This window comes from Micromonospora sp. NPDC049275 (assembly GCF_043197115.1).
Classification (GTDB): Bacteria; Actinomycetota; Actinomycetes; order Mycobacteriales; family Micromonosporaceae; genus Micromonospora.
Genome location: NZ_JBICSN010000002.1, coordinates 1 through 21,478 on the forward strand (window position 1 = coordinate 1; position 21,478 = coordinate 21,478).

Here is a 21,478-nt window from a genome sequence, read left to right on the forward strand (position 1 = left end):
TCCACCCCGGCCCCGGCCGCCCCAAAGGCACACCACGAGGCCCCGCACCACGACACCCCGTGATCAAAAAACCCCACACACGTTAAAACGCAAGTATCTATGACTGTGCGTCATAACGCTCACTCCGGCGTTCGCCCCGGCGGCCGTCACCCTCTGTGTCGTATCGGTCGTCCTGGTGACCGTCGGCCCGGCGCGTCAGTCGTCGTCGCCGTGCCCGGCGGAGGCGGCCGGGACGTTGCCCCAGACCGCCTTCGCCCCGGAATCGCCCACTCGGTAGACCTGCACCAGGTTCGCGGCCGCCACGACCACGGCCAGCACCGCGATTACCACCGCGACCGGCCCGGACAAGCGTCGGGAACCGGCCACATCCCCGTCCGGCCGGGCGCCCCGGCGGTGGAGCCAGACCAGCGCGACGGCCGCCGCCAGCAACGGCAGGGCGAACCAGAGCAGGGTGTCGCCCAGTTCGGCGTGCTCGCCCGGGTCGCCGACCCGTCGCTCCAGGCCTTCACCACTCGAGGTAGCGAGCGGGATGGCGGCCGTGGCCAGCGCGGCGATCAGCACCACGAGCCACCCGTAGCGGCCTCGCCAGGACGGTCGGACGGCCAGCGCGGCGACGCCGATCGCGGCCAACGGCAGGAGGACCACCACGGCGTGCACGACGAGCGGGTGCAGTGGCAGTCCGTTGACGGTGTCGGGCACGGGATCTCCTCGGCATTCGGTATGGCACTGTGCCTCACGATATTGCCGGTTTCTTGCGAAGTTCTTACACACTTGGCCGAGGCGGCAGCAGCAGGGTGAAGGTGGCACCCTGGCCCGGCGCGCCGGCCACCTCGATCGACCCGTGGTGAGCCCGCGCGACCTGCTGCGCGAGCGCCAGGCCCAGCCCGAACCGGCGGCCCGGACCGGCGTCGCCGTGCGTGAAACGGTCGAAGAGCCCGTCCGCCTCGGCCGGGTCGAGGCCCACGCCGTCGTCGTCGACCTCGACGGCCACCCGATCAGCGCGACGTCGCACGGCAACGGTGACATGCCCGCCAGCGGTCACATGCCCGATGGCGTTGTCCACGAGGGCGGTCACCGCCCGGCGCAGCGCCGTGCGCGCACCGTGGATCGGTGCCTCACCGTAGGTTTCCACGCGCAGCTCGACCTTCACCTCACGGGCGTACGCCTCCATGCTCGCGACCACCTCGCGGGCCACCTCGGCCAGATCGACGACCGTGGCCGGTGGCGGCTGATGTTCGGAGGCGGCGGACACCAGCAGGTCCTCGACCACGTCACCGAGGGACCGGGTGTCCGCCACGAGTTGGTCGAGCTGGTCGGTGAGCTGCGCCGCCGGTTGCGTTCGGGACCGGCGGGCCAGCAGCTGTGCGCGGGTGTGCAGAACGGTGAGCGGGGTGCGCAGTTCGTGCGAGGCGTCCGCGACGAAACGACGTTGTAGGGTCAGCGCGGAGGCCAGGGGAGCGACCGCCCGGCGGGCGAGCAGCGTGGCGGCGACCAGTGCGCCGCCCAGGCCGGCCAGCTCGGCCACGAGCAGCGCGATGCCGAGCTGGCCCTGGCGTTGACGTAGCGGGGCGAGGTCTGCGGCGACCGCCCACCGGCTCCCGTCCGCCCGCCGGGCGACAAGCACCCGTACCCGATGGTCGTCTCCCGCGTCTGCGTCGAAGCGCCCCGGCTGCCGTTCCACCGCGTCACCGAGGACCCGGACCAGCTCCGGCGACGCGCTCCCGGTCACCTCGACAGTCTCGGATCCAGCTGCCCTACGGGCCAGGAACTCGCCGGGCGGCGGGTCGTCGGTGTCCTCGGCCATCGTGAGCACCTGATCCAGTTCGGTGTTCAACGCTCGGGACTCCTGACGGCTGCTGAGGACGAACATCAACGCGCCGACCAGCAGCAGAACCGCGCCGATCGCGCCGGCGGTCTGCGCCACACTGCGCCGTCGGGCCTGGACCAACCGGGTCTTGTCCATGCCGTCAGCCCGTGCCGATCCGGTAGCCGAGACCGTGCACGGTACTGATCGCCCCGCGGCCGAGCTTGCGGCGCAGGTGATGGATGCAGGCGTCGACGGTCCCCGGGGCGTCGGCGTGGTCGAAGGCGGTGCTCAACAGCTCCGCCCGGGTGAAGACCTTCGTCGGTCGGCCCGCGAGGGCGCGCAGCACGGCGAACTCGCGGGCGGAGAGCGGGATCTCCTCGTCGTCGTCGAGCACTCGCCGGTTTCCCACGTCCAGCCAACGCCGCCGTCCCAGCGGCAACCGGCTCGCGGCGTCCTGGTGTCGACGACGCAGAGCCCGCAATCGGGCCAGCAACTCGGCCACCTCGAAGGGTTTGACCAAGTAGTCCTCGGCGCCGGCATCGAGCCCCTCCACCCGGTCGTTCAGCGCGCCCCGGGCGGTGAGCAGCAGTACCGGGCAGGTCACGCCATGCGCCCGCAACCGGGTGACCAGTCCCAGCCCGTCCAGCACGGGCAGCCCTCGGTCGACCACCAGCACGGAGTAGTCGCGGGACAGGGCGTGGTGCAGGCCGTGCTGCCCGTCACCGGCCACGTCGACCTCGTACCCCTCCTCGGCGAGCAGGTCGCCGAGCAACGCGGTCAGCGCGCGGTCGTCCTCGACCAGCAGTAGGCGGGGGCTTGCACTCTCCACCCGCCCAGTATTCCCCTTCGGCCAATCGGGGCGTCGGCCATCCGTGGATCGCGCAATTACTAATCGACAAACGTCAGAATGGCCTGGACTCATCTGGCTGCTGACGACAATTATTGAAGGTGAATTTCTGTCACCCCTGCTGGCGATATCGATCCATTGAGCGCCATTACGGGCAGTGATGGTCAGTGCCGCCCGCAGCGGGACCGTGTCGAGGGGCACCCGCTGCATCGAAGCATTGAACTGCAATAACATTGATCGTTACGTCTCCGCCTCGGCGATGAGCGACCGTCGTCGTCGCTCCGCGTGATCGCGCATTTCGCGCGCCGCTGTCCTGGGTGGGGTGGTTGATCGGCGATCCGAAAGGATGAAATCGGCGTTGTTCACGACATGAGTCTGTTACATGACTGACCCACAACGAAATCATTTGCCCGGCTAACGTTCCGGCACTAGAGCCGCCGCCGGGTCGGAGAACCGTTCGGGTGGCGGTGGCATGTGTCCGCACGATGAGGAGGTCGTCCCGCGTGGAGCCGATGGTCACGGAGCCCCAGGTGCTCCGCGCCGGAGAGTCGGGCGACGGACGGGCGCAGACCGCGACCCTGCCGGCCGCCCCGGCCCGGACGGTCAGCAGGTCGCCGACCCGGATTGCCCTGGCCCGGCTACGCCGCGACCGGACTGCGATGATCTGCGCCGCGATCTGCGTCGCCTACGTTCTGATCGCGATCTTCGCGCCGCTGCTCGCTCGGCTGGAGGGGCAGAACGCCAACGAGCTGCACCAGAACCTGATCGACGAGTTCGGCTTCCCGACGATCGGACCGACAGGCGAACACTGGTTCGGGGTGGAGCCGCGCCTGGGCCGGGACCTCTTCGCCCGCTGGGTGTACGGCGCACGCCCGTCGCTCATCGTCGCTGTCGCGGTCACCACGATCACCACGATCATCGGCGTGGTCGTGGGCCTGGTCGCCGGCTTCTCCGGCGGCTGGGTCGACCGGGTGCTCTCCTGGCTGATCGACCTGGTGCTGAGCCTGCCGTACCTGCTCTTCGCGATCGCGAGCTCCGCCGTCCTGGTCGCCATCTTCGGTGGCGCCGACGGTGCCGGGTCCGAGGACGTGGCCCAGATCCGCTTCATCTCGCTGATCTGCGTGCTGTCGTTCTTCGGCTGGGCGAGCCTTGCCCGCCTGGTCCGGGGGCAGGTGCTCTCGCTACGAGAGCGCGACTTCGTCGCGGCGGCCAAGGTGCTCGGCATCCCGACCCGGCAGGTGCTCTTCAAGGAGCTGCTGCCCAACCTGGTGGCGCCGATCGTCGTCTCCGTGTCGCTTGCCCTGCCCGGCTACGTGGTCGCCGAGGCCGGGCTGACAGTGCTCGGGGCCGGGCTGATCGAACCCACTCCGTCCTGGGGCCTGACGATCTCCGCCGCCACCACGTACTACCGGGCCGACCCGCTCTACCTGTGGCTGCCCGTACTCGGCATCACGATCCTGGTGCTCGCCCTGAGCCTGCTCGGCGACGCCGTGCGCGACGCCTTCGATCCCCGGACCCGTCGATGAGGACGCCCCGGGCTGAAGGAAAACCGGAAGACAAGACAGGAGTACGTCTGTGCGGCAACTAAAGGTTGGTCTCGCCGCGGCGCTGGCCGCCACCATGGCGGTGGCCGGCTGCGGCAGCCCTTCGTCGAACAACGGCAGCAGCGGTGGGGGTGACTCCAAGGGCATCGAGACCCAGCAGAGCGCGTTCGACCCGACCGCCAAGGGCCCGGCGGCCGAGGTGCCCGGCGCCAAGAAGGGGGGCGTCATCACGGTCTACTCCCAGCTGACCCCGAACACGTTCGACCCGACCGACACCTACTACGCCGACGCGTTGGCGATCGAGAAGCTGCTCTTCCGCAGCCCGACCCAGTTCGCGATCCGCAACGGCAAGCCGGTGCTCGTGCCGGACCTGACCGACCTCGGCACCGTCTCGGCGGACAAGCTGACCTGGACGTTCAAGATGCAGTCGGGCATCAGGTACGCCGACGGCACCGAGGTCAAGGTCGAGGACCTGGCGTACGCGATCAAACGTTCGTTCGCCCACGACGTGTACGCCAACGCCCCGACGTACCAGCTGACCTCCTTCAAGGACGGCGACAAGTACAAGGGCCCCTACGCCAGCGGTGACACCTACGCCGGCGTGGAGACCCCGGACCCGACCACGCTCGTCATCCACCTGGCCCGGCCGTTCGCGGACCTGCCGCTCTACATGACCTTCCCGGTGTTCACGCCGATCCCGAAGGCCAAGGACACCAAGGAGAACTACAAGAACAACCCCCTCGCGACCGGGCCGTACCAGTTCGACACCTACACCCCCGGCACCGAGCTGAAGCTGAAGAAGAACCCGAACTGGGACCCGAACACCGACGCGGTGCGGCACCAGTACGCGGACGGCTTCGACTTCAAGTGGGGCAGCGAGGAAGCGAAGACCCAGCAGCAGGTGCTCAACAGCGCCGGCGAGGACGCCAACGCCCTCAACTACGGCCCCATCGACGCTTCGCTGATCCCGCAGGTGACCGGGGACAAGAAGGCCCAGCTGATCCAGGGCGAGCAGCCCTGCACCTACTCGGTGCAGATGGACACCCGCAAGATCCCGTTGGAGGTGCGCAAGGCGATCGCCAAGGCGTACCCGTACGACCAGGTCAACAAGGCCGCCGGCCTCAACAGCTTCAACTCCCAGCCGGCCAGCACCGTCCTGCCGCCGAGCGTGCCGGGCTACACCAAGTACGAGCCGCTGCCGGGCCTGAGCGGTGTCGGCCAGGGCGACCCAGCCGGGGCCAAGGCCGACCTGGAGACGGCCGGCAAGGTCGGCTTCGAGCTCAGCTGGTACTACGACAACACCAAGCCGATCCCGCAGCAGACCAACCAGATCCGGGTCGACGCGTTGAAGGCGGCCGGCTTCACCGTGAAGCCGATCGGTGTCACCACCGCGGAACTGCGCTCCAAGATCGCCGACTACGACGCCCCGGTCAACATGGGCCAGGCGCCGCAGGGCTGGTGCTCGGACTGGCCGAGCGGCGGCAGCTGGTTCCCGGTGCTGTTCCAGACGCACGGCATCGCCGACGGCCTCAGCTGGGGCATGCTCAGCGACAAGGCGCTGGACGCCAAGATCGACGAGATCGGCAACCTCCCGGCCGACCAGGCGGTCGCCAAGTGGGGTGAGCTGGACAAGGAAATCATGGGCAAGTACGTGGCCCTGCCGCGCTACTACGGCAAGCTCGCCTTCGCCATCGGCACGAACATCGGTGGCGCCGAGGGCGACGCCTCCGCGGGTGAGCCGTTCTACGTGAACATGTTCCTCAAGAACTGACCTTCCGCATCCCCCGTCGTGGACGCCGGCCGGCCTCCGGCACCTGTGCCGGCCGGCGTCCACCCCCTCCCGTTCCGGCCTGGGCTTTTCGGCCCCGGCCCGCTGCCACCAGGAGCCTCGGCGGTGCTCATCTACATCCTGCGGCGGATCGCCAGCGCGGTCTCCGTCGTCATCGTGACGCTTGTCGCCAGCTTCGGCCTGTTCTTCGTCGCGCCCACCGACCCGGCCGGGACGATCTGCGGCCAGCGCTGCACCCCGGAGCGCTACGCCGACATCAGCGCCAGCCTCAACCTCGATGAGCCCGTCGTGCAGCAGATCGGCGGGTATCTCAAGGGGCTCGCGGTCGGGCGGACGTACCACTCGGGTGGGCTCACCATCGACTGCGACGCGCCCTGCCTCGGCTACTCGTACACCCTCGGCCAGCCGGTGACCAAGCTGATCGGGCAGGCGCTGCCGATCACCGTCTCGATCGTCCTCGGCGGCGCGGTGGTGTACCTGATCGTCGGCATCCTCGCCGGCATCGTCGCAGCCCGAAGACGAGGCACGTACGTGGACCGGCTCATGGTCGGCACCTCGCTCGGGATCAACGCCGTGCCGTACTTCGTGGTGGCTCTGCTCGTCTCGCTGTACGCGACGTTCCTGCCGCACGCCGCTTACCACCCGCTGCTGGAGAACCCGCTCACCTGGGCGGGCGGGCTGCTGGCTGCCTGGCTGACGCTCGGCCTGGCCAACGCCGCCTCGTACACCCGCTACTCCCGAGCGTCCATGATCGAGACGCTGGGCGAGGACTACGTCCGCACCGCCCGCGCGAAGGGCATCAGCGAGCGCCGGGTGGTCTACCGCCACGGCCTGCGGGCGGCGATCACCCCGATCGCCACCATCTTCGGCGTCGACCTGGCGCTCCAGTTGACCGGCGCGATCTTCACCGAGGCGATGTTCGGGTTGCCCGGCCTCGGCGTGCTGACCCTGCGCGCGTTCAACCAGTACGACCTGCCGGTGCTGATGGCCGGCGTGCTGGTCGGCTCGGTGGTGCTGGTCGTGATGAACCTGCTCGTCGACATCCTCTACACGATTCTCGACCCGCGAGTGAGGCTGGGATGACCGAACCGCAACTGCTGTCGACCCCGGACCGACGGCCCGAGACGGTCTCCCGCGCCCGGCGTGCCGCCGGCGACCGCACCGCCGGGCCGTCCTACCTGGAGGTCACGGACCTCACCGTCACCTTCCCGACCGCCGACGGCGTCGTACAGGCCGTGCAGGGGCTCAGCTACTCCCTACCACTGGGTCGCACCCTCGCGGTGGTCGGCGAATCCGGCTCCGGCAAGAGCGTGTCCAGCATGGCCATCATGGGCCTGCACGATCCGCGCAGCACCCGGATGACCGGCTCGATCACGGTCGGCGGCGAGGAGATCGTCGGCATGCCGCCCGCCGAACTCCGCAAGCGACGCGGCGCCAACGCCGCGATGATCTTCCAGGACCCACAGTCGTCGCTGCACCCGTACTTCACGGTCGGCGACCAGATCGTCGAGGCGTACCGGGCACACCACCGGGTGGCCAAGCGAGTGGCCCGAGACCGGGCGGTCGACATGCTCGGCCGGGTCGGCATCCCCAACCCCCGCCGCCGCCTGGACGACTACCCACACCAGTTCTCCGGCGGCATGCGGCAACGCGCGATGATCGCGATGGCCCTGGTCAACGACCCCAAACTGCTGATCGCCGACGAGCCCACCACCGCGCTGGACGTCACCGTGCAGGCGCAGATCCTCGACCTGATCATGGAGTTGCAACAGGACTTCGGCTCGGCGGTCCTCTTCATCACCCACGACCTCGGTGTCGTCGCCGAGATCGCCGACGACGTGCTGGTCATGTACGGCGGACGCGGCGTCGAGTACGGCACTGCCCAGTCGATCCTCGGCCGGCCACTGCACCCGTACACCTGGGGTTTGTTGGAGAGCATCCCGGCGGTCTCCGGCGAACCGGCCCGGCTGCACCCCATCCCCGGCACGCCGCCCAGCCTGCTCGCGTTGCCCACCGGATGCTCGTTCCACCCCCGGTGCGAGTTCGCCGGTCGGGTGCAGGGTTGCGCCGTGGACCTGCCCGACCTGGTCTCCCGCACGGCGGACACCACCCGGACCTCCCGCTGCCACCTGCCCGACCCGGCCGGGATCTTCGAGACCGACATCCTGCCCCGGCTGCCCTGAAGGAACACGTGATGACCACTGCCACCACCGACACCGCGACCCTCGCTGCGCCTGCCGACGCGAGCGGGGCGCCGTTGCTGGAGTTGCGGGACCTGCAGATGCACTTCACCGGTCGGGGAGACGGATGGTTCGGCCGCAACGACCACCGGATCCGCGCCGTCGACGGGGTGTCGCTGCAACTGCGCGCCGGCGAGACGCTCGGCCTGGTCGGCGAATCCGGCTGTGGCAAGACCACCACCGGCCGCCTGATCACCCGGCTGCTCGAACCGACCGGCGGGCAGGTCCTCTACCAGGGGAACGACATCACGCACCTGAAGGAGAAGGACCTGCGCCCGTACCGGCGGGAGCTGCAGCTGATCTTCCAGGACCCGTACTCGTCGCTCAACCCGCGGCACACGGTGGGCACCATCATCGGCGCGCCCCTGCGCGTGCACAACCTCGTGCCCAAGGGCAGGGAACTGGACCGGGTCCGGGAGTTGCTGGAGGTGGTGGGGCTCAACCCCGAGCACTACAACAGGTACCCGCACGAGTTCTCCGGCGGCCAACGGCAGCGCATCGGCATCGCCCGCGCGCTGGCCGTGCAGCCCAAGGTGATCGTCGCCGACGAACCGGTAAGCGCCCTCGACGTGTCGATCCAGGCGCAGGTGATGAACCTCCTCGAAGACCTGCGCAAGGAGTTCAACATCGCGTTCGTCTTCATCGCCCACGACCTGGGCGTGGTGCGACACTTCTGCGACCGGGTGGCCGTGATGTACCTCGGTCGGGTCGCCGAGATCGCCGACCGCGACACGCTCTACGGCACCCCGCAGCACCCGTACACGCAGGCGTTGCTCTCCGCCGTACCCGATCTGGGGGTCGTGCGCGGCGGGGCGCCGAAGACACGCATCCGGCTGGCCGGCGACGTTCCCGGTCCGACGGACCCGCCGACCGGCTGCCGGTTCCGCAGCCGCTGCTGGAAGGCCGAGGAGGTCTGCGCCACCACCACCCCGCCGCTGCTGCAGGTGGGTGACGGGCACGCGGCGGCCTGCCACTTCGCCGGCCCGCTGCAGGAATCGGTCACCGCGGCGGCGGCCTGACCGCCGAGCCCGGCCGGCCTCGTGGACGCCAGCGGAGCGCCGGACACGGATCGACCACTCAGCGATCGTCCGGCCCGGGTCGGCGGAGCGGAGGGGGAGAGTCTGCGGGTCGGGACCGTCAGAACTCCTCGTACACCGCCGGGTCCTGATCCGAGAGCCGCCCGTCCGGGCGGCCCAGCGCGGTGACGGCCTCGACCTCGGCGTCGGTGAGCTTGACCCCGAAGACGTCCAGGTTCTCGATCTGGCGCTGCGGGGAGGCGGCCTTGGGCAGCGGGATCACCTGGCGGGCCACGTGCCAGGCGAGGATGGCCTGCGCCGGGCTGATGCCGTGGGCGGCCGCGATCTCCACGATCGTCGGGTGGCGCTGGAGGTCGTTACCGTGCCCGAGCGGGCTCCAGCCCTGCACGAGGATCCCGTGCTCCCGGTGGTAGTCGAGCGCCTCCTGCTGTGGGAAGTACGGGTGCATCTCGATCTGGTTCACCACCGGCGCGACACCGGTCTCGGCCACCAGCCGGTCGATGTGCTCGGGCAGGAAGTTGGACAGGCCGATGTGCCGGACCAGCCCGCGCTCCCGAGCCTCGATCAGCGCCCGCCACGCCTGCACGTACCTGTCGACCTTGGGGTTCGGCCAGTGGATCAGGTAGAGGTCGATCCGGTCCAGGCCGGTGCGGTAGACACTCTCCTCGATGGTGGTCAGCGCCTCGTCGAAGCTGTGGTGCCGACCGGGCAGCTTCGAGGTCACGACCAACTCGCCGCGTACACCGTCCGCCGCACGAGCGGCCCGGCCGACCGCGCCCTCGTTCTCGTAGTTCACCGCCGAGTCGATCAGCCGGTAACCCGCCCGGATCGCCTGCCCGATCGCGTCGACGCCCGCCGAACCGTTCAGCTGGTACGTGCCGAGCCCGATCGCCGGCAGGGAGGTGCCGTCAGCGGCCGTCAGGTGGGGAATCGCCATGATCGGACACTACCCGTACGAGTGGCGCGTCACCCGTCGGCTGGGTCAACTGTCGAAGACCCGCAGGAAGACCGTGCCGCTGCCGGCGTCGAGATAGACGGTGCCGCCGTACTGTGCCGTCCGCACGTCCGCGGCGTACTTCTCGCTTACCTGCCAGGTCCCGCCGGTGGGCAGGAAGGGACGCAGCTCGGCGCTCAGCGACGCTTCCCAACCGGGCGGAGCGGGCTGCCACTCGTACGCCTTGATGGTTGTGGCAATGGTGTCGGGTCGCAGCACGACAAGTGCCTCGATGCGCGTGTCGGTCGGGCCTGGCACGGTGGTGCGGCTCTCGGGCCCGGCCGGTGCCGTCTGCCAGTGGACGTCGATGAAGGTGCCGAGGCGGGGAAACCGTTCGGCGATCGGGCCTCTGTCGGTCCGTACCGGTGCCGGGCTGGCGCTGGCGGTCCTGTCCGGCGGCCCGTCATCGGGGGCGCTGTCGGAGCACCCGGCGAGGGCGATGACGAGCGTCGTCGCCAGGAGCCCGGCGCGTAGGTCAGCCATCGAAACGTCCACCCCTCCGGTCCGGGCCGGGAGCCTGCCGCTGTGGGTATTCACCGCTGCTGACAAAGGCGCACCAAGCGATTGGGCGGAAGGTGAGAGCCGGTCCGGCCTGGTCCTTGGAGTCGCGGACGGCGACGATGCCGGGGACGTTGGTGGCAACCTCGACGCAGTCGCCACCGTTGTCGCCGCTGCGGGTGCTCTTGCGCCAGACGGCGCCGCTCAGGTCAGTCATGCCGCATCTCCCCAGCGATCCGCTTGATCATGTCAGTCGATTCTGCCTCGCCGAGGGCTAGCGCATCCAGTCCGCGCCAGACGCGTTCATAGGCGGCCAACTCGTCGGGCTTGTCGAGGTAGAGCGCCCCAGTCAACGATTCGCTGTAGACCACTGACGGTTCCGGCGCGGCGCGACCGCCCCTGGTTGGTGGAAAATCGAGGATCACAAACGACCCCGCAACCGCGCCGGGCTGCGGCCCCGCCACCAACGGCAACACCCTGACACCGACATTCGGCAACTCGGAGAGCTTGGTTAGGTGATCGAGCTGTGCGGTCATGACCACCGAGCCCCCGAGGCCCCGGCGTAGCACCGCTTCAGACAGCACGGCCTCCAGCCTGGGGGCGGCCGGCAGCCGCCGAAAGAGCAATGCCTGCCGTTGAAGCCGAACCTGAACCGCTCGTTCACGATCCTCTTCGCTCAGCATCCCGCCAAGGCGGTACAGCGCGTGGGCGTACTCCTTGGTCTGCAGGATCCCAGGAATGAGCGATTCGTCGTAACGGCGGAGGCGTGAGGCGGCGGATTCCAGGCCGACGTACAGCTCGAACCAGTTCGGCACCGCATCGCCGTACGCGTGCCACCAGCCCTTCGACTTCGTCTCCGCGGCCAGCCCGCGCATCGCCTCGGTCATCTCCGGCGACACCCCGTACAGCTCGCACATCGCCTTGACGTCGAGCACCCGGACCGAGCCCTGACCGCATTCGAGGCGCCAGATCTTCTGCCGGCTGTATTCGAGGGCCTCGGCGGCGGCGTCGAGTGTCACCCCGGCCTCGTTGCGGAACTGCCGCAGCAGCCGGCCGAGTTGCCGGCGTGGCACTGTCGATCCGATGTCCTCGGGCATCCGCACACTCCCTGGTTCCATGACGCAACGCTGCGTGACCTTCTCCTGCAACACCTACGGGTTACGGCAAAGAAAGTCAATGCACAACGGCGAAATCGCGGTTTAGAACGTTGCGTTTCCACTGCGGACTGTCGCAGTCTGATCACAGCACGGCGGCGGCGCGGCCCTCGAACAGCCACCGTGCTTCCCCGAACATCCCTCGCCCCTCCGCGACCGGAAGGCAGGCAGCAATGAACCCCAAAAACCAGCGACCAGAGCCGCCGAGCGATCGTGCGACCTACCGCTCCGCCGCGTACACCAGTCTGTTGCCGTGGCAGGTGCGTGAGCGCCGCTTCGCGCCGGTCGGGGTCGGACATCGCGGCCTGAACCCCGACGACGTGTACGCCTTCCTCGACCGGGTCGCCGGCGACATGGCCGCCGTCTACGCCGCCCTCGCCGAGAGTCGCCGCGAAAACGGGCGCATCAAGGGCGCGTTGCGCCGTCACCAGATCGATCAGACCCGCGCCCGCAACGAGCGGGACGACAGCCAATGACCCAGCGGTACGTCATCCACCTACCCGTCGTCGCCAACGACCTGCCCGCCGCGCAACGCCTGGCCCGCGTCATCGGCCGTTGGATGCTGGTGCTGCCGACGGCCGACCCGGGGGAGACCACCGTCTCCGAAGAGGACCAGCAGTGCGTCCGTCACCGGGTCTTCTGCGACCTGCGGATGCCTGGCGGTCGGCGTTGCCTGCTCCGCGACGGCCACGACGGCGAATGCTCCCGTCGCCTGCGCCGGTGACCGGGTACATCGACCCGCGATCAACTACCCCTCGGGGTGCGTCATTTGGTCGGCCCGGAGCGTGACCATGGCGACGGTGCGGCCGTCGGAGTCGGCGAACTCGACCTCATAGGCCGTCGGGGGGCCATTGAAGATATGAACCACTGTTCCCACTGCCCCGGCAGGCAGTTGCTCGTCCTCAATGGCTTCTCGGAGCTCAACCACGTCGTACAGCTCGAACATCTCATCCTTCCTTCGGCGGGAACGAGATGGTCACCATCCGGGGTGCAGCCGCCCCGTTCTCCAGTATCCAGGCAGTGCGGACGGTGATCGTGCCGCCGGGCCCGGTGAGGGGGAGGTCGACGGACCACCGCTGGCCGTAGTCATCTGCCTTTCCTGGTAGAGGCTTGCCGGCGAGTACGCCCTCGCGGATCTGCTGCATGATCACGCCGGCATCCTCCGGGCCGAGGCCGGTGGCGGAGTTGATCACGTGGTACTTGTTCCTGCCGACAGGGTGGTCGGGGTTCATGGCGTAGGCGGTGATTTTCCGCGAGTCGATCTCGGCTTTGGTGAAGTCCGGTCCGCCGGGGCCGCCCGGAATCTTTGTCGGTTCGGGACCGTCGGGTCGCTGCGGGCCGGATGACTGATTCTGGAGTCGGCCGAGGGCCTGCTTGAGCTTCTCGATCAAGTCGCCGAGTCGGCGCATCTCCGGGATCAGCCGTCGCAGGCTGACCAGCAGCCCGCGGAGCAGTCGTGCGATCCGTGCGCCCCAGGACGCGACAGTCGTCGTGACCTGCTCTACGACCATTGGTGTGGCCAGTCCACCGGTGACGACGAGTTCGCCCGCGTACACGATGAGGCGGGAGACGCAGGTGGCGATGGCGTCGCGGACGAGGAGCCGGACGGCGGCGACGAGGCCGGCGGTGCCTTCGGTGATCGCGGCCATGGCGTCGGCGCCCTGGGCGAGGCCGGTGATCGCCTGCTGTTGTTCGGCGGCCCAGGTGCGATAGGCGGGGCCGGCGCCGCCGCCCCAGCCGGCGACGTCGTTGCCGACAGCGCGGGTCAGCTCGGCTGCCTCCTCACGGAGCGAGGTAGCGACGTTGCGCCAGGTCTGGGCGTGTGCGGTGATCTGCGCCGGGTCGCCGGCGAGCCAGTCCAGCGCCTCGCTGAGCGGCTTGACGTGCTCGATGAGCCAGGCGATCCCGTACTGGAGCAGCGCGCCGACCGGGTCGGAGACGAGGGCGAGGGCGTCGAGGCCGGCACTCACCACACCGAGGCTGCCGTCGATCCAGCTGCCGTCGCGGACGCCCTGGGCGATGAGCTCGATGTCCTCGCAGATCCATACACCGGCCCAGGGGCTGGGTGGAGTGTCCGCTGCGGCGGCGACGAGCGGGTTGGCCGTCACCGCTGCTGCCGCACCCCGTCGAGCAGTTGCGTGGCGTGGACGGTGAGGTCAACCGCGCACATGCCCACCCTCCCCAGGGGTCACCGCCAGCCGCCGCCAGCGAGATCACCGGTACGCTACCAAGCAGTGGCGCTGCGTGCATGCCCTGATCGTGGGGCCGCCCGCGAGAGACGCTCGCCTCGTGCCCAAATCCGCGCCGAGGACGATCACGTCGAGGAAGATGTCCCGGTGACGAGCGACAACCCGCACCGGGGATGGTCCACGCGAACGGCCTGGTCGGGCCGGTTCAACGCGCCGCTGCGCGCGTTCCTGCAGACCGAGACCGGCGGCGCGCGGGTGGTGTTGATCGCCGCGGTGGTGGCTCTCCTGTGGGCCAACCTGAGCCCGTCGTCGTACGAGTCGGTCTGGGGCACGTCGTTCGCGGTTCAGCTTGGCGACTGGCACCTGACAGATGACCTGCGGACCTGGGTCAACAGCGGCCTCATGACGTTCTTCTTCCTGGTCGCGGGGCTGGAGTTGCGCCGTGAGTTCGACATCGGCGAGCTGCGGGAGCGGCGTCGACTGGCATTGCCGATGCTGGCCGGGTTCGGTGGCATGCTCGTACCGATCGCGATCTATCTCGCGTTCAACGCCGGGCGCACGACGGCCGTGGGTTGGGGTGCGGTGATGGCCACGGACACGGCGCTGGCGCTCGGTGCGCTGGCCGTCTTCGGGCCGCGTTTCTCGGATCGGCTGCGGGGTTTCCTGCTGACCGTCTCCGTCGTCGACGATGTGGTGGCGATCGTGGTGTTGGCGATCGCCTACCCGCATCATCCGTCGCCGGCCGCGCTGCTCGTCGCGGCGGGGATCTTCGCCGTCGTCCTGCTCGTCCGGGCGTGGGGTGTGCGGTTCGGGCCGGTCTACGCGCTGCTGGGCGTGGCGGCGTGGGTGGCGGTCTCCGAGTCCGGTGTCGACCCGGTCGTGGTGGGCCTGGTGATGGGCCTGCTGACGTACGCCTACGCGCCCGGCCGCACCGAGTTGCAGCGGGCGAGCGACCAGTTCCGCCTCTTCCGGGAGCAGCCCACCCCGCAGCTCGCCAGGATGGCCCAGGCCGGGCTCAATTCGGCGCTGTCACCGAACGAACGGTTGCAGACCCTCTACCACCCCTGGGCGAGCTACGTGGTCGTACCGCTCTTCGCAGTGGCGAACGCGGGGATCGTGCTCGACGGTGACCTGCTGGCCAGGGCCGTGACCTCCCCGGTCACGCTCGGCGTCGTGGTGGCGTACGTCGTCGGCAAGCCGCTCGGGATCGTGGTCACCTCGTGGCTGGTGGCGCGGCTCAGTGGCAACCGGTTCCGTCCACCGGTGGGCTGGCTCGCCGTCGCCGGGGTCGGCACGGTCTCCGGCATCGGATTCACCGTCGCGCTCCTGATCGCCACCCACGCCCTGAGCGGCGCCGCCCTGGACGAGGCGAAGCTCGGCATCCTGGTCGCGACGCTTGTCGCGTCCCTCGTCACCTGGCTGGTGTTCCGCTCGGTCGGGCGGCTGTCGCCGGCGCGGCGTGCGCGGGCCCTGCTGGGCGTCACCGAGGGAATCGTCGACCTGAAACTGCCTGTCGATCCGGAGCGCGACCACCTGCGCGGGTCGCTCGACGCGCCGGTGACGGTCGTGGAGTACGGCGACTTCGAGTGCCCCTACTGCGGGCAGGCCGAGCCGGTGGTCCGGGAACTGCTCGCCGACTTCGCGAACATCCGGTACGTCTGGCGGCATCTCCCACTCACCGACGTCCACCCGCACGCCCAACTCGCCGCCGAGGCCGCCGAGGCGGCCGGCGAGCAGGGCGCGTTCTGGGAGATGCACGACCTGCTGCTCACGCACCAGGACGCACTGGATCCCCCGGACGTGCTCGGCTACGCCGACCAGCTCGGCCTGGACCTCGAAGGGTTCCGGGAGCACCTGGCGAAGCGGATGGGCGTCGATCGGATCGCCGAGGACGTCGACTCCGCCGACCTCAGCGGCGTCACCGGCACCCCGACGTTCTTCATCAACGGCCGGCGCCACCACGGCGCGTACGACATCGCCGCGCTGTCGGCGGCGGTGAAGGCGGCGTTCGCGAGCGCCAAGCTCCGCCCCGAGTACCACAGTCGCGATCCCGGGCCGACGAGCTGACCGCCCGGGTCCTCAGGTGGCGGGGAGGCTGGCGAGCCGGCTGGCGCGGCGGCCCGCGACGGCCACGACGACGGCCAGGCCCAGGGCGATCAGGAAGAAGACGTCCGCGCCGGTGAAGGCCGCGTGGAAGCCGGCGGTCGGGTCGGTCGGGGAGCTGGCGCGGGCGTACGCGATGGTGAGGATCGCGATGCCGAGTGAGCCGCCGAGCTGGTGGGCGACGTTGACGAGGCCGGACGCGGCGCCGGCGTCCTGCGGTTCGACGGCGGCCACGCCGCCCTGGGTCATCAGGATGATGGCGATGCCCTGGCCGATGCCGATCACCAGCAGTGGCAGCAGCACGTCCGGGAAGTAGCTGGATCCGGTCGAGATCCGGGACAGCCACGCCATTCCGACAAGCGCGACGACGAGGGACGCGACAAGCAGCGCGGGGCGGCCGAGGCGGTCCTGCAACGGCCGGATGGCGTACACCATGGCGAAGAACATGCCGGTGATCGGCACGTACGCGAAGCCGGTCTGCAGGGCGCTGAGGTGCAGCACCTCCTGGAGGTACTGGCTGAGGAAGTAGAACGTGGAGAAGGTCGCGCCGACGATGAGGATCCGCCCGGCGTACGACCCGGAGCGCTCGACGCTGCGGAAGAGCCGCAGCGGGGTGATGGGCTGGGGTGCCCGGTGCTCGATCAGCACGAAGGCGACCAGGAGGACGACACCGAGGCCCAGCGAGATCACTGTGCTCGGGGCGCTCCAACCGGCTGCGGCGGCCTGGATGAAGCCGTACACCAGGGCGGTCATGCCGGTGGTGGAGGTCAGTGCGCCACCGAGGTCGAAGGTGCCGGGGCGGCGTTCGGTCTCGGCCAGGAACCGCGGCGCGAGCAGCGCGATGGCGATGCCGATCGGGACGTTGACGAGCATTCCCCAGCGCCAGGAGAGCAGGTCGGTGAAGACGCCGCCGATCACGATGCCGACGCTGCCGCCCGCACCGATGACTGCGCTGTAGAGGGCGATCACCTTGGCGCGGGCGCCCGGCTGCGGATAGTCGGCTACCAGCAGCGCGAGCGTGGAGGGCACGGCGAGCGCGGCGGCGAGGCCCTGCACGGTGCGGGCGATGATCAACCAACTGCCGCTCTGCGCCAGGCCGGCGGCGAGCGACGCGGCGGTGAACAGGGCGATGCCGGCCAGGAACACGCGTCGGCGGCCCAGCAGGTCACCGGCGCGGGCGCCGAGCAGGAGGAGGCCGCCGAAGGCGAGGACGTAGGCGTTCTGGACCCAGGAGAGCCCGGACTGGGAGAAACCGAACTGCCGTTGCACGTGCGGCAACGCCGTCGTGATGATCGAGGTGTCCAGCGTCATCATCAGTTGCGAGCCGAGGATGAGCGCCAGGGCGATCCCGCGTCGGGGGGCGGGAGTCGGGGACATGGGTGGCCTTCTTCCGAGCTAGACTGATAGGGAACCTCCAGATAAATGGAGGCGCACTATCACTCTAGTGATAGGTGGCCTCCACTTGCTAACGCGGGGAGACATCGGCACCGTGACGGCCCTCACTCACCTACGCGCCGCCCGTCCGCACCGGGCGGACGCGGCACGCAACTACGACGCGATCCTCACGGCGGCCCGCACCTCCTTCGCCGAGCAGGGCGCGGAGGCGCCACTGGAGGAGATCGCCCGCCGTGCCGGTGTGGGCATCGCGACGCTCTACCGCAACTTCCCGACGCGTGAGGTGCTGATCGAGAACGTCTACATCAGCGAGGTCGAGGCGGTGTGTGAGGCCGCCGAGGAGGCCGGGGGTCGGGCACCCCGCGACGGCCTGTACGCGTGGCTGCGGCGCTTCGTGGAGTACATCGGGGCGAAGCAGCCCCTGGCCGCCGGCCTCAACCGGGAGTCCGCCGCGTACGACGAATGTCGACGGGCTCTCTACGCGGCCGGCGAGCCGCTGCTGGAGCGGGCCCAGCGGGCGCGCGAGGTCCGCGACGACGTGACTATCGACGACGTGATGCGGCTCGCCAGCGCCATCGCGTCCGGGCACTTCCCCCGGGCCGAGCAGCGCGACCACGTGCTCACCGTCGCGCTGGACGGCGTCCGGACACGGCCGGGGGAGTAGCGGGCCACGCCGTGCCGCGTCACTTCTTCTTGACGACGGCCTCCCGCCACAGCAGTCCCGCGATGCTCGGCCGGACCTCGGTGGTGATCACTGCCATCGCGCGCTTGACGAACCGGTCGTCGGTCACCTGCGCCAGCATGCTCGCCGCCAGGTCCGCGCGTGCCGTGAACAGGCCGTCCGCGACGTTCTCCGCCACCTCGTAGCGCGTCGTGGTGGGGTGGTCGAACAGGCCGGACGGGCGGGCGATGGTCCAGTCCCTGTCGCTTTCGCGTACGAGTTTCTCCATCCGGCGCATGTCCTCGTGGGCGGTGCGGCCCACCCGGCGGTTGAACAGTGGATCAAGCACGTTGTTGAAGAAGAACTCGCCGCTCGGCCGCCAGGTCGGGTCCAGGACGCTGGAGCTGACCGTGATCAGCCGCCGCACACCGTGGCGGTGCATCGCCGCGACGATGTGCGCGTTGCCCCGCGAGTAGACGCTTATCGGCTTCGGGGTGAGCGGTACGCCCAGGCTGGACAGGACGGCGTCGCTGCCGGCGACGGCCCGGTCGACCGCGTCGGGGTCGGTGACGTCGGCGCCGACGACGGTGAGGCCGGCGCGGGGTCGGACGTCGTGGGGGCGGCGGGTGACCGCGACGACCTCGTGGCCGGCGGCCAGGGCCTGCTCGGTGATCTGGCGGCCGGTGGGTCCGGTGGCGCCGAAGACGACGGTACGCATCTGTGCACTCCTCGCTGTGCTGGTGTCGGCGTTGACCGTGCCAGCGCGGGAGCGCATTATTCAACGGTGTTGAATAAAACTCGGGGTCGACCCCGCGGCAACCCCGATACCCGGGCCCGCATCGCCGCGGCCGCCCGTGACCTGTTCCGCGAGCACGGCTACCCGGGTACGACGGTGCGGGCGGTGGCCGCCGCCGCAGGGGTCGACCCGGCGCTCATCAGCTATCACTTCGGCTCCAAGCAGGGCCTCTTCAGCCAGTCACTGAACCTGCTCTGCGTCGACCCCTCCGCTCTGGATCAGGCTCTGCGGGGCGACCAGGCCAGCCTGGCCGACCGTCTGCTCGACTCGGTCACCGGTCTGTGGGACGCCGGCGTGCCCGCCGAGAACCGGATGGCGGTGCAGGACGACGAGACGATGCGCGCCCTGCGGGACTACCTGGACGGTGAGCTGCGCCTCCGCATCGCTGAATTTCTCGGCGGCCCGGACGCGACGCAACGCGCCACCGCCGCCGTCGGCGTACTCGGAGGGTTGATCTTCACGCGGTACCTGAACCCGATCCGGTCGATCGACGCGCTGTCCCCGGCCGACGTCCGGCGGGTCTTCGGTCCGGCGCTGCGGGCGGCCCTGCACGCCCGGCCCCGCCGGCTCTGACCCGTCGCCCCCGTCGTACGCTCCGGGCCGCGCTCAGGAGTGAGGTGTGGTCATGACGTTCACGACCCGACCGACGTTGCAGGGCACCTTCGGCATGGTGTCGTCGACGCACTGGCTCGCCAGCCAGTCCGCGATGGGGACCCTCGAACGCGGCGGTAACGCCTTCGACGCCGCCGTCACCGCAGGCTTCGTCCTGCACGTCGTCGAGCCGCACCTCAACGGCCCGGGGGGCGAGGTGCCGGCCATCGTGGCGACCGCTGCGGATCCCCGCCCGAAGGTGCTGTGCGGGCAGGGCCCGGCACCGGCCGGCGCGACGATCGCCCACTTCCGGTCCCTCGGCATGGATCTCGTCCCGGGCGCCGGTCCGCTCGCGGCGGCCGTGCCCGGCGCGGTCGACGCGTGGCTCCTGCTGCTGCGCGAGCACGGCACGATGTCCCTCGCCGACGTCCTCGAACCGGCGATCGGCTACGCCGCCGCCGGTCATCCCCTGGTGGGCAGCGTGGGTGCGACAGTGGCGGCCGTCCGGTCGCTGTTCGAGGAGCACTGGCCCACGTCCGCCCAGCTCTGGCTGCGCGACGGCAGGCCACCGGCCGCGGGGGAGAGGTTCACCAACCCGGCGTACGCGCGCACCCTGCGCCAACTCGTCGAGGCCGGGCAGGCGGCAGGCGCCGACCGGGAGGCGCAGATCGAGGCCGCTCGCCGAGCCTGGGGTACGGGTTTCGTGGCCGAGGCGATCGACGAGTTCAGCCGGCAGCCGTTCCGCGACTCCAGTGGCCGCGCACACCCGGGGCTGGTCACCGGCGACGACCTGGCCGCGTACTCGGCGAGCTGGGAGGCCCCGGCCACAATCGACTGGCACGGCTACTCGGTGGCGAAGACCGGGTTCTGGGGCCAGGGCCCGGTGCTGCTGGAGACGCTTGCCGCCCTCGATGCGCTCGACGACCCCGGCGCGTACGAGACGGCGACCGCCGCCGGCATCCACGCCCAGGTCGAGGCGCTCAAGCTGGCCTTCGCCGACCGCGAGGCGTGGTACGGCGACAGCGCCGAGGTGCCCGCCGCGGCGCTGCTCTCCCCGGCGTACGCGCGGGAGCGGGCGGCCCTGATCGGTGACCGCGCGTCGACCGACCTGCGGCCGGGACGTCCCGACGGCACGCCGCCGCGTCTGCCGGCGCACGTCCGATCCGGCGCCGGTCACCGGGGCGATCCGGCGGACCCCACGACGGGCGAGCCGACGGTACGGTCCGACGGGGTGACCCGGGGCGACACCTGCCACGTGGACGTCGTCGACAGGTGGGGCAACATGATCTCGGCGACGCCCAGTGGGGGCTGGTTGCAGAGTTCGCCCACGATCCCGCAGCTCGGGTTTCCGTTGGGCAGTCGACTCCAGATGTTCTGGTTGGAGGAGGGCCTCGCCTCGTCGCTCGCCCCGGGGCGTCGACCGCGCACCACGCTGAGCCCGACGATGGTGCACCGCGACGGTGAGCCGATCCTGGCGTGCGGCACACCGGGCGGCGACCAGCAGGACCAGTGGCAGGTGCCGTTCCTGCTGCGCCACCTCGTCGGGGGCCAGCACCTGCAGGAGGCCATCGACGCTCCCGCGTGGCACACCGTGAGCCTGCCGGCGTCGTTCTACCCCCGCGACTCGGAGCCCGGCGTCCTGCTGGTGGAGGACCGGCTCGACGCCGACGTGGTGGCGGCCCTGCGGGCGTACGGGCACGAGGTGCGGCTCGCTGACGCGTGGAGTCTGGGCCGGCTCTGCGCCGTGACCCGGGACCCGGCCACGGGCGTGCTCGCCGCCGGGGCCAACCCGAGGGGCATGCAGGGCTACGCCTGCGGCCGGTAGCGGCGAGG

Annotated in this window: 22 protein-coding genes; 11 read left to right on the forward strand and 11 right to left on the reverse strand. The window is 70.2% G+C overall.

The window, feature by feature from the left end:
* Positions 1 to 195 precede the first annotated feature (195 nt).
* From ACGFIE_RS05445 to ACGFIE_RS05455, 3 genes are all read right to left on the reverse strand, one after another.
* Positions 196 to 699 (reverse strand): DUF2231 domain-containing protein, encoded by a 504-nt coding sequence (locus ACGFIE_RS05445; RefSeq protein ID WP_393291328.1) that lies wholly within the window; start codon positions 697 to 699, stop codon positions 196 to 198.
* 64 nt (positions 700 to 763) lie between these two features.
* Entirely contained in the window at positions 764 to 1,963 is a 1,200-nt protein-coding gene (locus ACGFIE_RS05450; RefSeq protein WP_393291330.1) for a sensor histidine kinase, read from the reverse strand.
* Positions 1,964 to 1,967: 4 nt separating this feature from the next.
* Positions 1,968 to 2,636 carry a response regulator transcription factor gene (locus tag ACGFIE_RS05455; RefSeq protein ID WP_393291333.1) on the reverse strand — a complete coding sequence of 223 codons (669 nt, stop codon included), beginning with the start codon at positions 2,634 to 2,636 and terminating at the stop codon, positions 1,968 to 1,970.
* Positions 2,637 to 3,166: 530 nt separating this feature from the next.
* Between ACGFIE_RS05455 and ACGFIE_RS05460 the strand changes: the two genes are divergently transcribed.
* From ACGFIE_RS05460 to ACGFIE_RS05480, 5 genes are all read left to right on the forward strand, one after another.
* Positions 3,167 to 4,180, forward strand: a complete 1,014-nt coding sequence (locus ACGFIE_RS05460; protein ID WP_393291335.1) for an ABC transporter permease — start codon at positions 3,167 to 3,169, stop codon at positions 4,178 to 4,180.
* Positions 4,181 to 4,229: 49 nt separating this feature from the next.
* The gene (locus tag ACGFIE_RS05465; protein ID WP_393291337.1) at positions 4,230 to 5,969 is read left to right on the forward strand and encodes an ABC transporter substrate-binding protein; all 1,740 of its coding nucleotides are present in this window, start codon (positions 4,230 to 4,232) and stop codon (positions 5,967 to 5,969) included.
* Between the two features lie 123 nt (positions 5,970 to 6,092).
* On the forward strand, positions 6,093 to 7,070 hold the full coding sequence (locus ACGFIE_RS05470) for an ABC transporter permease (protein WP_393291340.1): 978 nt from the start codon (positions 6,093 to 6,095) through the stop codon (positions 7,068 to 7,070).
* Positions 7,067 to 8,170, forward strand: a complete 1,104-nt coding sequence (locus tag ACGFIE_RS05475) for an ABC transporter ATP-binding protein (protein WP_393291343.1) — start codon at positions 7,067 to 7,069, stop codon at positions 8,168 to 8,170. Before ACGFIE_RS05470 ends, ACGFIE_RS05475 begins: the two co-directional genes overlap by 4 nt.
* Positions 8,171 to 8,181: 11 nt before the next feature.
* Entirely contained in the window at positions 8,182 to 9,246 is a 1,065-nt protein-coding gene (locus ACGFIE_RS05480) for an ABC transporter ATP-binding protein (protein ID WP_393291345.1), read from the forward strand.
* Between the two features lie 118 nt (positions 9,247 to 9,364).
* On the opposite strand, the gene ACGFIE_RS05485 is transcribed toward ACGFIE_RS05480, so the two are convergent.
* From ACGFIE_RS05485 to ACGFIE_RS05500, 4 genes are read right to left on the reverse strand one after another with little or no spacing between them, the layout of a single operon-like run.
* Complete coding sequence (locus tag ACGFIE_RS05485; RefSeq protein ID WP_393291347.1) at positions 9,365 to 10,201, reverse strand: aldo/keto reductase; 837 nt, start codon at positions 10,199 to 10,201, stop codon at positions 9,365 to 9,367.
* Positions 10,202 to 10,246: 45 nt separating this feature from the next.
* Positions 10,247 to 10,741, reverse strand: coding sequence for a hypothetical protein (locus ACGFIE_RS05490; protein ID WP_393291349.1), 495 nt, complete (start codon positions 10,739 to 10,741; stop codon positions 10,247 to 10,249).
* Positions 10,734 to 10,973: a DUF397 domain-containing protein gene (locus ACGFIE_RS05495; RefSeq protein ID WP_393291351.1), complete on the reverse strand. Its 240-nt coding sequence runs from the start codon at positions 10,971 to 10,973 to the stop codon at positions 10,734 to 10,736. Before ACGFIE_RS05495 ends, ACGFIE_RS05490 begins: the two co-directional genes overlap by 8 nt.
* On the reverse strand, positions 10,966 to 11,853 hold the full coding sequence (locus tag ACGFIE_RS05500; protein WP_393291354.1) for a helix-turn-helix domain-containing protein: 888 nt from the start codon (positions 11,851 to 11,853) through the stop codon (positions 10,966 to 10,968). Before ACGFIE_RS05500 ends, ACGFIE_RS05495 begins: the two co-directional genes overlap by 8 nt.
* Before the next feature lie 230 nt (positions 11,854 to 12,083).
* Between ACGFIE_RS05500 and ACGFIE_RS05505 the strand changes: the two genes are divergently transcribed.
* Positions 12,084 to 12,386 (forward strand): DivIVA domain-containing protein, encoded by a 303-nt coding sequence (locus ACGFIE_RS05505; RefSeq protein ID WP_393291357.1) that lies wholly within the window; start codon positions 12,084 to 12,086, stop codon positions 12,384 to 12,386.
* The gene (locus ACGFIE_RS05510) at positions 12,383 to 12,634 is read left to right on the forward strand and encodes a hypothetical protein (protein ID WP_393291360.1); all 252 of its coding nucleotides are present in this window, start codon (positions 12,383 to 12,385) and stop codon (positions 12,632 to 12,634) included. Before ACGFIE_RS05505 ends, ACGFIE_RS05510 begins: the two co-directional genes overlap by 4 nt.
* Before the next feature lie 24 nt (positions 12,635 to 12,658).
* Here the strand turns inward: ACGFIE_RS05510 and ACGFIE_RS05515 are convergent, their stop codons facing one another.
* Positions 12,659 to 12,856, reverse strand: coding sequence for a DUF4926 domain-containing protein (locus tag ACGFIE_RS05515; protein WP_363682163.1), 198 nt, complete (start codon positions 12,854 to 12,856; stop codon positions 12,659 to 12,661).
* Position 12,857: 1 nt separating this feature from the next.
* A complete protein-coding gene (locus ACGFIE_RS05520) occupies positions 12,858 to 14,018 on the reverse strand; it encodes a WXG100 family type VII secretion target (protein WP_393291363.1) in 1,161 nt (386 codons plus the stop codon).
* A gap of 228 nt (positions 14,019 to 14,246) precedes the next feature.
* On the opposite strand from ACGFIE_RS05520, the gene nhaA reads away from it, so the two are divergent.
* Positions 14,247 to 16,166 carry a Na+/H+ antiporter NhaA gene (gene nhaA, locus ACGFIE_RS05525; RefSeq protein WP_393291366.1) on the forward strand — a complete coding sequence of 640 codons (1,920 nt, stop codon included), beginning with the start codon at positions 14,247 to 14,249 and terminating at the stop codon, positions 16,164 to 16,166.
* Between the two features lie 12 nt (positions 16,167 to 16,178).
* Here the strand turns inward: nhaA and ACGFIE_RS05530 are convergent, their stop codons facing one another.
* Positions 16,179 to 17,579, reverse strand: coding sequence for an MFS transporter (locus ACGFIE_RS05530; protein WP_393291368.1), 1,401 nt, complete (start codon positions 17,577 to 17,579; stop codon positions 16,179 to 16,181).
* A gap of 112 nt (positions 17,580 to 17,691) precedes the next feature.
* Here ACGFIE_RS05530 and ACGFIE_RS05535 point away from each other — a divergent pair, with 112 nt between their 5' ends.
* Positions 17,692 to 18,261 (forward strand): TetR/AcrR family transcriptional regulator, encoded by a 570-nt coding sequence (locus ACGFIE_RS05535; protein WP_393291371.1) that lies wholly within the window; start codon positions 17,692 to 17,694, stop codon positions 18,259 to 18,261.
* 19 nt (positions 18,262 to 18,280) lie between these two features.
* On the opposite strand, the gene ACGFIE_RS05540 is transcribed toward ACGFIE_RS05535, so the two are convergent.
* On the reverse strand, positions 18,281 to 18,976 hold the full coding sequence (locus ACGFIE_RS05540) for an NAD(P)-dependent oxidoreductase (RefSeq protein WP_393291373.1): 696 nt from the start codon (positions 18,974 to 18,976) through the stop codon (positions 18,281 to 18,283).
* A 66-nt stretch (positions 18,977 to 19,042) separates the two neighbouring features.
* Between ACGFIE_RS05540 and ACGFIE_RS05545 the strand changes: the two genes are divergently transcribed.
* Positions 19,043 to 19,627, forward strand: a complete 585-nt coding sequence (locus ACGFIE_RS05545) for a TetR family transcriptional regulator (protein WP_393291375.1) — start codon at positions 19,043 to 19,045, stop codon at positions 19,625 to 19,627.
* A 52-nt stretch (positions 19,628 to 19,679) separates the two neighbouring features.
* Positions 19,680 to 21,470: a gamma-glutamyltransferase family protein gene (locus ACGFIE_RS05550; RefSeq protein WP_393291377.1), complete on the forward strand. Its 1,791-nt coding sequence runs from the start codon at positions 19,680 to 19,682 to the stop codon at positions 21,468 to 21,470.
* Positions 21,471 to 21,478 lie beyond the last annotated feature (8 nt).